The organism is Candidatus Methanoplasma termitum (assembly GCF_000800805.1).
In the GTDB taxonomy this organism is placed as follows: domain Archaea; phylum Thermoplasmatota; class Thermoplasmata; order Methanomassiliicoccales; family Methanomethylophilaceae; genus Methanoplasma; species Methanoplasma termitum.
This window is the reverse complement of record NZ_CP010070.1, coordinates 751,077-763,976: the sequence shown is the minus strand read 5'-3', so window position 1 is coordinate 763,976 and position 12,900 is coordinate 751,077. Positions and strand designations below refer to the sequence as shown.

Here is a 12,900-nt window from a genome sequence, read left to right as displayed (position 1 = left end):
GTCACCTTAATACAGGTCTTCTTTGGTAAAGATTGCGACGTCGGCAGGCATCTTGGTGATGTTGCCTTTGCGTGTTCCCACGATCGTCCTTATTCCTTTTTCGATCGAAACATCCAGAATCCTCTGTGATATCACTCCGTCGAAGACAATGGAGGAGATGCTCTCCACACCGTCCTTGAGAGAGTTGACGAGATTCTTCACAGCGATCTCCTTGATCACTGAGTTGTCCTCGGAGAGCAGTTTGGCGTTGTGGGTCGAGGACATATCCAGGAGCATATCTCTGAAGGCCTCCTGCTCGGGAGATAGGGTCTTGGTGTTCCTGTCCTTCTTTCCGCGGAGGCTTCTTCCCGCAGCCTGTTTTTTATTATCGTCGTCGTTGGATCTGGGCGCACGTCCTTTTCTGGGTCTTTCCTCCTTCGGTTCGTCGCTTTCCACATCGGCTTCTTCGGAAGGCTCTTCCTTCGCAGGCTCTTCCGTCTTCTTCCTGAACTTCTCAACGTTGTTGGAATTGAATCTGTCGCGTCCCTGACCTTTCTTAGAGTCGTCGTCATGGCGGTCGTGGCCGCGTCCCTTTCTGGACTCCTGTTCGTCCTGTTCGCGCTCGCGCCTCAGGCCTTTTTCGTTGCGGTCTCTCTTGTTGTTGCGGTCGTCGCGCGGTTCACGCGCCTCGCGGACCTTCGATCTTTCTTCGTCGTTAGAGGAGAGTTCCTTCTCTTCGGTGACGAGCCCGTTCATCTCCATGTACTGGTCGCCGGGGACCTTGTTGCGCAGGCACTTAACCAACTGTTTGGATGACAGTTCTTCGACCTCGTGTGCACGCGGCGCACGGGCTACGAAGTCTATCTCGGAGGTCTGGAAAAGCTCTCTGAGGATCAATTCTCCGCCTCTGTCGCCGTCGACGAATGCGGTGGTGACCTTCTCACGGGAGAGATCCCTGACCGTCTGCGGGATGTTCGTTCCCTCAACGGCGATGGCGTTCTTTATTCCCGCTTTCAGAAGGTTAAGGACATCGGATCTGCCCTCGACTATTATTAATGATTCGGAATCCTTTATTCCCGGGCCCGCCGGGCATTTATCCTTGCCGTATGTTGTGATCTCCTCGACCTGTATGCTCTGCCTTATGCTTAACGTAAGGTCTGCGGACGATCCCTTCGATTGAGAGATCATATCGTTGAGCAGCTCTTTCGCACGCTCGACCACTTTCTCTCTCTTTATCACGCGGACATCCTCTATACCGAGGACCCTGATGTTCGCTTTGCAGGGACCGACCCTGTCAATCGTTTCAAGAGAAGATGCTATCAGGACAGTCTCGACCTGGTCGAGACTGGATGAGACGTAGACAATTCCCTCGGACTTTCCGCCTTTGGAAACGACCTCCACCTCGATCCTTCCTATCCTTCCCGTCTTCTGGAGATCCCTGAGATCGAGATCTTCTCCCAAAAGTCCTTCTGTCTGTCCGAAGATGGCGCCGACGACGTCGGGTTTTTCGACGATGCCGTCTGCTGTGATCTTCGCTTTTATCATATATTTCGTTGCGTTCGGATCAATGTTCATTTGTTAAGCCCCCTTTATTCTTTTTTTGGCTTTATGAGAAAAACTATTGCCTGCTCTGCTGTTTGTTCAGCTCTGTCCGCACTGCGCGGAGGAGCTTCTTTTTCCCACCCTATTACTTTTGTCTTTTTACGGCCGGAGTTTACTCAACGGCACCTTTTTTGACCTATCGTCCTCGGACGATGTTTATTGTGATAGTGATTCAGTGAACAGGGAATCAGTGTTTCCCTTGAAAGACTGTATTTACTATATAGTATTTAAAAGGGATAGTGTAACGTCGGTTTTTTGGACGCGTGTGTCAGACCTTCAGAACAGATCCGAACGCACAACCCACAGATCATTCGTCCGACATCTTGTTCTCTTTCTTTTTCATTGCGTTGATTTGTTCATGCCCTATCTCAGTAATGCCGGTCCCCGGTGTCGGCCGATCCACGGGCATTGTTCCCCTCATCTGCTCGATGGCATTCCTGACGATCTTCCCCGTCTCGAAACGTACATCATTGATATTCTCTCTGTCCTTATATTATCGCTGCGGATCCTTTCTTCAGCTTGAGTTATTCGGAACAGATTGGCTATAAGTTCGCTTCCGTTCATGAAATCAAGGATGCGTTCGTTCTGTTTGACCCCTTCCTTTTGTGGATCGCTTCCACAATGAGCCTATAGGTTTGGGAATGAAACATAAAGGGCGGCGGCTATAGTTATTACGTTCCCATTTTCAAAAGTGTGAGATCAAAGGGATTCTGGTTCTGTAGTGATACAATCAAATACTCTGAGCGGAATGTCATCGCCGACGGTTCCGATGGCTATTGGAAGTACTATTCGAAAGCGGTGTACCGAAACTGCAGCGGCGGCCGTAAGAGGGGGGCTGAAATGAAACATAAATTGTTGGTCGCGTTCGCAATATTGGGCATATTTGCTCTTTTGTCAGTCTTAGCAGCATCTGTTGTGTCTGCCGACGACAGCGACTTCACTTCCTTAGAGGCTTCTTACGACGGAACGTACGTGAACGTCACCGGAAATGTACCGAACAAATATCAGGTATCGGTGGACGTCTGCAACAAGAACGGAATGACTCTTGCTTCCGGCGTTGTGATATATGATGAATCGACCGGTGATTTTACTTCAAGGATCAAAGTACCCCTTGCCGAGAACACGGGATATCAAGTTCAGGTAACTGCCTCAGATCTCGGGAAAAAGACCGTCTCAGCCACCGCATATTTTGATGTGGTAAATGTGATCGAGGTCCACGAAGTAGATCTGGACTGGTTCTCTATGGATATCAGGTTCAACGAAACGGGGAAGCTTACCGCAAAGATCATCCCCTCCAATGCCACCGATCTGGAGGTAGTTTGGTCATCGTCCGACCCAAGCATCGCGACGGTCGATCAGAACGGAGTCGTCACAGGAAAGTCACCCGGAACGGCAATAATAACCGTCGCCGCAGCGAAAGGCGCCAAGATATCAACATGTACGATCAATGTAACAGGCGGACCCGCCTCAACAAAGGTCAAAGGCATATATCTGAGCAATACTTCTTTGACATTGTCTGCAGGCAGCAACAACACAACTCTGGTCGCGGCGATCTCGCCGTCAGATGCGACAAATAAGGTTGTAACATGGCGTATATCCGACGAGTCCGTTGCGACCATCAGCAGCAACGGTTTGATCAAGGCAATAAAGGCTGGAACAGTATTGGTCTCGGCAATGACCAACGACGGCGGCTACACAGCAATTTGTACTTTAACTGTCAAGGCATCGGCAGACCCCGGTCTGTACAATGTCGGCTTGCCTGCTGGTCCCGGATTTGCGATATCGCCGACGGAAGGATCCGTGTTTTTAGTGCAAAGCGGAGGATCGTTCTCGTTCAAACTGGCCCTCAATAAAGATTACAATAAATCATCCCCAGTCGTGAAAGTGAACGGAGCTACGCTGAACCCGATAGATGGAGTGTACAGTATCTCGAACATAACAGAGAACAAAAACATCTCCGTCGAGGGCGTTTATTCGGATTCGATGCTCAATGATAACGCATCGGGATCCGGATCAAGCAACGGCGTATTGAAAATAGCGCTGATCGCAGTGGCCTTAGTGATTGCGATCGTGGTCATACTCGAACTTGTGTATTATTATGTCATAAAGGGAAAAAAGAAGAAGTAACTTTCACTCCGTGAGAGCCCCCGAGCCCCATTCTCTAATGTGCGGCCATAGGGTAGAATATACTCCATGTGCTCCGACATGTCGGCGACCCCCATCCCGGCATAGCGGCATCAAACTTTTTCAAGTCTTTTCAGCATCTTCACTGCCGCGTCGACAACATCTCTTCCTTTCTCGATGCGGTCCATCGCCTGCAGCTGCGTCATATCCGGCCCTGTGATGCCGAATGCGACCGGTTTGTCGTATTTCAGCTGAAGGTCCGCTACAAGCCTTGATGCCTGCGCGATCACGACCTCGTCGTGCTTTGTCTCACCTTTAATGACCGCCCCCAGAGTGATCACGGCATCCACGTCGGTCCTCTCAAGCAGTGCTTTCACCGCAAGCGGTATCTCGTACACGCCCGGGACCATTATCGTCTTGCTTATTTCCACTCCGAGGAACTCTGCCTCTGCCTTTGCTCTCTCTATCATCATAGACGTGACATCGAAGTTGAACTCCGCCGCCACCATTCCTATCTTATATGCTTTCATATTCTCACCTCGATCTTATCGGACCCGCATCCGCAAATCCCTGCCTTTGACCTGTGCCGGCGTTGCGCCTGAGCTTCTCGGGCCTGAACAGCAGGTCATAAACGTTAATCGCATGCTCCCTCGTCCTGCTGTCGGACAGGAAAGCTAATTCTTTATCGTCCTTTGCTTCGTCCATATGGACGAACACTTCGATGATGTGCTTGTTGGTCATCAGCTGCGCCCTTATCAGCCCCGTTGATGCCTCATGTGCGCACATTTTGTCCTTTTCCATCGGCCCCGGCATACCGAGCGCCAGAACAATGTCGCATTTTCTTTCTTCGATGAGGATCTTGCATGCGACAGGAAGGTCCTTCACTCCGGGAACGGTATATCTCTCTATCCTGAATCCCGTCCCGGTCCTCTCAAGCTCGTTGATCGCAGCAGAAGCCATGTCGAATCTGGCGAAGGTGGTGTCGGCGATGCCGATGATCTTCATTTCTCACCCTCCAGTTTTCTGATCTTAGCGACTATCTTTCTTGTTGCGGTAAGGTCTTCTGCATATTCTGTCGCTCTCATGACTTTGATGTGTCCCAGACCATGCTCTTCGAGCTTCTTTTTTAATTCTCGTTCGGTGAACGCCTGATCGAAACCGAGCACGATCATGTCGGGGGATATCTCCCGTACAACGTTGAAAATATCCCCTTCTTTACCGAGTATAGCTTCATCGACCGGTTTCAGAGAATCGACAATGGCGACCCTCATCTTCTCCGGTGTAATAGGTTCGTGTTTGTTCTTTCGGACCGTGGCATCGCATGCGACCACCACGATCAACTCGTCGCCAAGTGCTTTTGCCTGCTGAAGATACGAGATATGGCCCGTGTGAAGTATATCGAACACACCCGAAGCCATGACCCTGACCATGATATCACACATCCATTCCTGTTCTGTTAATAAAATATTCCCAGGCATCGATCACCTGTTGGCCGGTAACAAAACTAAGGTCATTCTTTTTTGCATAATCGATGACCCACTCTTTCGGTCTGGATGAACCGTTGTCGCCCATGATCTCGCATATAGTCGCCGACGGCTTGACGCCCGCCATGTACATCAGCGCAGTGCACAATTCGGTGTGCCCGTGTCTTGTTTTCAGTAATTTGGAGGTGGTGTTCAGAAGATGTACGTGGCCCGGCGCTCTGAAATGCTCTCCCAGGTCCCTAATCCTGTCTTCAGCCGGAGCATCCTTGAATATCGTGTTAACATATTCCTTTATCGTCAGGGCGCGGTCGTTGTCTGTTATCCCGGTATACGTTCTCCTGTGATTGATGGTGATCCCGAATGAGGATTTCGTGTGATCGTAAGGTATGTCGTTTGGTGCCATGAGGCCGAGAAGAGGATATTCATTCCTGTTGTTCCAGAACACGTCAGACAAGAACGGAAGACCCAATTCTTTTGCGGTCTTGCTCGGGGTCGTTGTGCATATCAGCCCGCCTGCGTCCGTCCTCATCTTTCTCAGAACGGCCGGGGTAACGAATTCCGATGCTATGGTCATATCGGTCTCCCGCTCCCGCTCGTCGAAATCGTAAACGAGCACGATCTTCCCCGCTCTGATATCCCTGAGCGCCGCATCTATGTCGTTTACTTTAGAATATTGATTCATGGTGTGAGTGTGGAATGCGGTCATACTACTAAAGAATTTGTAAAAGATTGATTGTGTTGTAGGTCTCCCGACCGCTTTGTTTTTTAAACGAATCCAAAAAGAAAAATGTCATTCAAAAGTTTAATAATCTAAACATACATATCCCCCCCTATATCCTGGGGGGAGGTTTATATGATGAATATTTATCATAAAGTGAGCGTAGTAGCATGCATTGCAGCGTTACTGTTCATAACTTCATTTGCGGTCATCACGTCTGATGATTCGCAAGGAGCGACCGTATCTGTGAATGACCAAACAAGTCTCCTTAACGCTGTCAATAGCGCCCAAAACGGCGACACGATACTTGTCACACAAGACATAGTTTTGAATGAGTTGATCTATGTAGCAGATAAACACATAACGATCGAGGGGGCGGCGGGAAGCAACATAACGATCTCAAGAGCTTCAGTATTCGCTCAGCATTTTGACAGGAGAGGTTGGTACAACCCCGCGATGATCGAAGTGGCTGCAAGTCCAAGCGATACTTCAAAGACGTCATCTTTGACCCTTTTGAATATAACATTGGACGATCGCAATGCTCCGGGCGGCCCATATGCATTCCAGTATCCATGGGATTCGAATAATGATCCATCCGTAGATACAACAAAATATGTTTATGATGCGGTGATGGCCGCATATTCGGACAGAGCGACGATAACGCTCGGAGAAGGGGCGAAAATCATCAATATCGGCGGAGCATCCGCAATAAGGGTGGACGGCGGAATCCTGAACTTAGAAGAAGGAAGCTATGTCCAAGGCACAAACGGTTCATCAGGGTCCCTATTCGGAACACTCTGGTTCCAGGGCGGTGCGACATTAAACTTTGATACAACGATAGACGGCAGCACACTTGCATCCCCATACAATGTGTTCGACGCAAAGTACATCTATTCTGATATGAGCGGAGGAACGTATAACTTCACGGGAAAGATAATCAACTGCACATTCAAACAGCCGTTATTCTATAATGTTATCGGAAGCAATTACGCTCTTAATTTTTCTTCAACAGGCGAGTTCAGCGGGAACACGGTTTCAGCTGGCGTGAACTACATCATATCTCAGAGCGGTCAGGATAATACAATAAATTTCTTCGGGAAAATAAGCGGCAACACAGGCGGTTCGTCGATATTCCTTTTCAGCGGCAGTACGCGCGGAACACTATTGATCAATGGAGAGATATCGAACAACGTGGTTTCAGGCCAGACTATATGCTTCGCTCAAGGACTGGACTGCATCGCGACCATTGGTAAAGATGGCAAGATCTCAGGCAATAAGGTGAATATAGGCGCTATATACCTGAACTATGCCACTAATATCAAATTCAACATCTACGGCGAGATAAGCAACAATATATCGCTGAGCAACAACGCCGGTGCGCTGTATGCAATCTACAACAATCCCCGGATATTCATATATGACGGTGCAAGGATAATAGGGAACACCGCCTATGGAGCAGGGGGTGCTATATACCTTAATTACACAGCCACATTAACAATGTATGGCGGGGAGATATCCGGTAATATCGCGCAATGTAAAGATATGGCCGACGCCGGTCTGGCAGGCGGAGGCGGCGTATGTGTTGCCCGCAGTGCGACCTTCATAATGAACGGCGGCACCATAAGCGGGAACTATGCGGGGATTGCAGGGTATCCCGGCATAGGCGGAGGCGTGTTCGTCTCGGGTAAGACCACAAGCGTGACAACCGGAGGAAGGTTCATAATGAACGGCGGCACGGTCAGCGGTAACTTTGCCACCAGTGTGACCGATGGGGCAGATATCGCCATTGGAGGCTCAAATAACAATATATCGCCGTCAATTGATAAAGGACAGTTCATACAGATCGGGAAGGATGCAGTGATTGGGACCAACCCCATCGGTGTTTCGAAATATGATGGGACGTATGTTGGGCCTGCGGTATTCCTAACGGACAGGAGCGGCGCCGTTCGTATCGGGGCGCTGTTAGACACTGTTAAACTCAATATAGCGAACAAAGCAACTGTCATGCCGGAGTATTCGGGATACAGTCTGCAGAACAGCAGCGTGTGGTATTCAGTGGACGGGACGACCGGTACGTCCAGTTTTACTATCACATATCCTGCCAAGATCGGCGGCGCTGCCTATGACCATAATGACTATAATTGGTTGGCAGTGATACAGCCAATGGGCGCAAATGCAACCGATCCAGGTACTAACACGGTATTTTTGGTGCCGACAAGGGCAGATAATGGTCTGATAATAACAATACCCCTTATCGCGACATCGAGCGGAGGCGTCCCGATAGAAGGATACAACGTTGTCATACTGGCAGAGCTCAAGGACAAACCTCTGAAACTTGATGTAAAGAGTTCCGGAAGCGGAGACTTCTATATTCCGGATGGTTTGGGGGGTTCCTTATATAGTATTATCCTGAACCCGCCTCTATTGGGTAATCCGCAATTCGTAGACAATTTTGTCATATCGCCGGCACCCGGATGGGAGATCAAATCCGTGATTCTCACGGCAGGCGATGGCACTGTGTTCGACAAGACGGCCGATGCTCTAAGCGGAAACCTCAAAGTATCTTACAATGAACTTGCAACAGGAGCGAACACCATCACGGCGGTGTTCACCATAATACCCACACCGCCGGAACCGAAGCAGTACACCATCACCGCGACCGCCGACTCCGGTTCCACAATAACTCCGAGCGGAAAGGTAACGGTGCAGCAGGGCGGCAGCCAGACATTCGCCTTCAAGGCGAAGGAAGGTTACAAGATAACCGAAGTGCTGATAGATGGTCTGTATCCATTAACACAAACCGAGATCGACAGCGGATCGTACACCTTCCCCAACGTGATGTCCAACCACACTATCGCAGTGAAGAGCATCACAGCAGGCCCGGGAGGCAACGAGATCACTCTGACGATCGATATCGTTAAGGGAGACGGATACGCAGAATACAACATAAATGGCGGAGGCTTCAACAGATACACAGAACCGGTGACCTTACAGGTAGGCGACGACCTTGTGGTAAGGGCGTTCGCCGCAGACGGCTATAAGTTTGCCAAATGGGAGACACCGAATGTTGAGACAAGCTCCGTGCTTACCTTCAACGACCTCGGAAGCTCCCTGCACCTGAAGCTGTACTTTTCGACCGCCGGTGAGAGCAGTGCCGTCGGTGATAACAGTATCTTCTTATGGATATTGTTCATAATCGTACTTCTCATCCTGATCATCTTACTGCTGTGGCTGATATTGTTCTACAGAAGGCGCTATGATGTCATCTGGGACAGTTCCTCAGGCATAGAAGGCAATGATAAGGTACGCAGGAAATCCGAGTACAGGTTCAAGGCGGTAGGATATTCCGGAAAGATGGCCTATCGCATAGGGGAAGACGACGATGCTACCTGGAAGACCGTTCTTCCGAATGTTAACGGGGAATATGTCATACCCAAAGGAGAGATAACCGACAATGTGTTCTTGGAAAAACGCCAGTTATAAACTTCCTTAAAATTTATTCAGAGGAGGCCCGCCCTCCTCCGATCATATTCAAATTCGGTTAGGCCGATGTATTTTTCCTCCCATCGTCAAAAAGGCTGTTAACATTAAAAAGAAGGCAATCTTTTTTACACAAATAGCATTCAAGGTGACAGATTACTATGATGACAGACGACGGCCGATTTATCAGGCAGAAAGTAATGGAACACAACAAGTGGTTCGAAGAATGCATTCCCATGATCGCTTCCGAGAATCTGATGAGCCCGCTTGCGAAAGAAATCCTCATCTCAGATTTTGCTGACAGATATGCAGAAGGCCTCCCCGGAAAGAGATACTACCAGGGGAACATTTACGTTGACCAGGTAGAACTGAAAGCGATGGAGTTAGCAAAGAAATTGTTCGAAGCGGAATTCTCCGACGTCAGGCCGGTCTCCGGAACGGTCGCTAACATGGCCGTTCTTTTTGCCTTTGCAAACCCCGGCGACACAATAACAACATGCGCTCTCGCACAAGGTGCACACATATCCACTTGTGAGTTCGGTGCGTTCGGTCAGAGGGGGATACGCTCTGTGAACTACCCCTTCAACGTCGAGGACATGAACATAGATGTGGACGGTGCGATAAAAGTACTGAAGAAAGAAAAACCCAAGATCGCTCAATTCGGTCTTTCTGTTTTCCTTTTCCCTCCTCCGATAAAGGAGCTCATGGATACTTTCAACGAAATAGACTGTCTTGTATGGGAGGACTGTGCGCACGTTCTCGGCCTTATCGCGGGAGGGAAGTTCCACAAACCGTTCGAAGACGGCGTGAACATCGTTTCATCATCGACCCATAAGACCTTCCCCGGCCCCAACCACGGAATGATCCTTGGCGCCAACCTGACCGAAGAAGAGGAGAAGAAGATCCAGAAAGCGGTGTTCCCCGGAGTAACATCAAGCCACCACCTTCATGCAATGGCGGCATTGGCGATGACGCTTGCGGAGATGCAGGTATTCGCAAAGGACTACGCCGCGCAGACCTGCAAGAACGCAAGAGCGTTGGGTGAAGCGCTTTATGCCGAGGGTATCCCGGTGCTCTGCCCCGACCTCGGGTTCACGAGGTCTCACGCAATTGCGTTGGACGTGTCAAAATTCGGCGGCGGAAAGGACTGCGCCCAGCTTCTCGAGGATGCGAACATAATCTGCAACAAGAACATGCTTCCCAGCGATACCAGCTCTGTAAAGCCTTCAGGCTTAAGGTTCGGCGCACAGGAGCTTACCAGAGTAGGCATGAAAGAAAGCGAGATGAAAGAAGTCGCCAAACTCGTTGCGCGGGTGGTCAAGAAGAAAGAGGACCCGAAGAAAGTGAAAGAGGATGTGAAGGCTCTCAAGAAGAACTTTACCAAGATAAAGTACTGTTTCAACGAAGGAGAGCCGGCATACAAGTATCATAAACTTGTACCTTGAACAAACAATCAAATGGCACGAAAGTGCCATTTAATTATTTTTTGATGCTAATCGATCAGCCGGAACAATCTTTGTCCGCATTTCCGACGCAGACGCCGATGTAGATAGGATTCTGTGCGTTCATGAGGTGATACCTGCCGGCCTTTTTGGATCTGGCGATATTGACTGAAATGATATCGCCCTCTTTCACATCCAACTCGGCAAAACACTTTATCATCTCGGATACGGTCTCCAACGTAATTGCGTTGATGACGAATCTCACCATTGGGTTCTTTCTCAGACAGACCTCCATTATCTCTTTGAGGTTTCCGGAGGATCCTCCGATAAAAACGTGAGTGGGCGCCGGAAGGTCATTAAGAACATCGGGCGCAAGGCCTCTTACAACCTCAAGGTTTGGAACCATGAACTTCTTTTTGTTCTGTTCGATAAGGGCTGCGGCGTCTTCCTCTTTCTCTATCGCAAACACCTTTCCGTTCGGTATAGTCAGCGCAGATTCTACTGCCACAGACCCGGTCCCGGCACCGACATCGTACAGCACCGATCCACTCTCTAGTTTGAGCTTGACGATCGACAAAGACCTGACCTCCTCCTTGGTCATCGGTGCATCACCTCTTATAAAAAGATCATCATGTATCCCGATCGGGTTCCTGCCGTCGGCGTCCGGATTCTCGATCATTGCGATGCAAAGCGTTCCGAATGTCATTTCCAGGAGTTCAGACGGTTTCCCCATCGTTATCTTCTCATTTTCCTGACCCAGATCCTGCCCTACTTTAACTTCGACGCCGTCAAGCCCGTATTCGACAAGGTCTTTGCACATTGCTCTAACGCCTTTGTCCCCGTCAAGAAGAGATATCACCTTTTTGTGCCTGCGAACGGCACCGACTATGTTCGATTCCTTTCCGTGCGAGCTCATAAGGTATGCATCATCCCAGGATGAGCCGATACGTGAGCACAAATAGGAAACAGAAGAGACGCCGCATTTGACATCCAGTTCAAATACGGAAGTATCGATCTTCTCGATTATCTTCTTCGCTGCGCTTTGGAACCCGACATCACCGGAGACCAGCACGGCGATCCTTTCATACTCGGGGTGTTCGTTTATGTACGTGATCGTCTGCTCCGCCCTGTACTCAATAAATGAGTCCTGTCCGGTAGACACGGATCTGATCATCCTATCTGCTCCGATAAGAAGGTCGGCCTCATCGATAGCTCTTCTGGCACCTATCGTTAGCGTGTCCTCGTTCCCCATGCCTATTCCTATCACAGATACTCTGCGTTCAGATTGCGGCTCTTTCCGGATAGAGCGGATAGCGAACTTTTTGTTCAGCATCTTGATGACCTCATCGAACGAATAGCCATCATCTTCCTCCGGCCTTGCGACCAAGACTATCTTTGTTCCCGCACGGCGGGCAGCTCTGATCTTATCTTCAAATCCTCCAGGTTCCCCAGAGTCCTTTGTTACAATGTATTTTGCATCGACCTGTTTCAGAAGGCCGTAGTTCAGTTCTTCACAGAACGGCCCCTGCATACAGAACAGGTTCCTCCCTTGGAACCCCAATCTTGCACACGATTCCGAGGCATTTGGCATTGAGAGGACCCTCGCGAACACCCTATTCTGATAATCTTCGATCGAAGTGTATTTCTCGAGCTCTTTGCTCCCCGTCGTAACGAGGATGTTCCCCTCGGTGTTTTTCAGAAGATCGACTGCCGATGCGACGTCTGGCACTATGGTGATGTCATCATATTCGCGGCTCTTGGATCTTATCAGGCGGATATATTCTGAGCCTGTTTCTTCGCAGGCTTCTTTTATCTTTCCAGTGATGACGGTGGCATAGGGATGGGTAGCGTCGATCACGCATGAGCAGCCCTCTTTCATGATGCGCCTCATGCCTTCTCCGCCAAGCCTTTCCGACGAGACCTTAACATGGTCGCTTTCTTTAATGAACTGTCTCCCGAACTCTGTTGCCACGCATGCTAACACATCTATGCCCGCATTATCTAGATATTGTGCGATCCTTCTTCCTTCGGTTGTACCCGCGAACAATATGACTCTCTCTTTGTTCCGCAA

Annotated in this window: 9 protein-coding genes; 3 read left to right on the top strand and 6 right to left on the bottom strand. The window is 49.5% G+C overall.

Going from position 1 to position 12,900, the window contains the following annotated elements:
* Positions 1 to 6: 6 nt before the first annotated feature.
* Entirely contained in the window at positions 7 to 1,554 is a 1,548-nt protein-coding gene (dnaG, locus tag Mpt1_RS03595) for a DNA primase DnaG (protein WP_048112254.1), read from the bottom strand.
* Positions 1,555 to 2,274: 720 nt separating this feature from the next.
* Here dnaG and Mpt1_RS07285 point away from each other — a divergent pair.
* Positions 2,275 to 3,708, top strand: a complete 1,434-nt coding sequence (locus Mpt1_RS07285; protein ID WP_052399276.1) for an Ig-like domain-containing protein — start codon at positions 2,275 to 2,277, stop codon at positions 3,706 to 3,708.
* A 110-nt stretch (positions 3,709 to 3,818) separates the two neighbouring features.
* Here Mpt1_RS07285 and ribH read toward each other — a convergent pair whose 3' ends face one another.
* Genes ribH through ribB form a run of 4 tightly spaced genes read right to left on the bottom strand, consistent with a single transcriptional unit; the run spans position 3,819 to position 5,895 of the window.
* Positions 3,819 to 4,235 (bottom strand): 6,7-dimethyl-8-ribityllumazine synthase, encoded by a 417-nt coding sequence (gene ribH / locus Mpt1_RS03585; protein WP_048112252.1) that lies wholly within the window; start codon positions 4,233 to 4,235, stop codon positions 3,819 to 3,821.
* Positions 4,236 to 4,239: 4 nt separating this feature from the next.
* Entirely contained in the window at positions 4,240 to 4,710 is a 471-nt protein-coding gene (ribC, locus tag Mpt1_RS03580) for a riboflavin synthase (protein ID WP_048112250.1), read from the bottom strand.
* Positions 4,707 to 5,135, bottom strand: a complete 429-nt coding sequence (locus Mpt1_RS03575; protein WP_048113780.1) for an adenylyltransferase/cytidyltransferase family protein — start codon at positions 5,133 to 5,135, stop codon at positions 4,707 to 4,709. Before Mpt1_RS03575 ends, ribC begins: the two co-directional genes overlap by 4 nt.
* Positions 5,136 to 5,139: 4 nt before the next feature.
* Entirely contained in the window at positions 5,140 to 5,895 is a 756-nt protein-coding gene (gene ribB / locus Mpt1_RS03570) for a 3,4-dihydroxy-2-butanone-4-phosphate synthase (protein ID WP_048112248.1), read from the bottom strand.
* Positions 5,896 to 6,042: 147 nt separating this feature from the next.
* Here ribB and Mpt1_RS03565 point away from each other — a divergent pair, with 147 nt between their 5' ends.
* Positions 6,043 to 9,390, top strand: coding sequence for a hypothetical protein (locus Mpt1_RS03565; RefSeq protein ID WP_048112231.1), 3,348 nt, complete (start codon positions 6,043 to 6,045; stop codon positions 9,388 to 9,390).
* Between the two features lie 158 nt (positions 9,391 to 9,548).
* Entirely contained in the window at positions 9,549 to 10,832 is a 1,284-nt protein-coding gene (locus tag Mpt1_RS03560) for a serine hydroxymethyltransferase (RefSeq protein WP_048112229.1), read from the top strand.
* Between the two features lie 55 nt (positions 10,833 to 10,887).
* Here the strand turns inward: Mpt1_RS03560 and cobK are convergent, their stop codons facing one another.
* Entirely contained in the window at positions 10,888 to 12,900 is a 2,013-nt protein-coding gene (cobK, locus tag Mpt1_RS03555) for a precorrin-6A reductase (RefSeq protein ID WP_048112227.1), read from the bottom strand.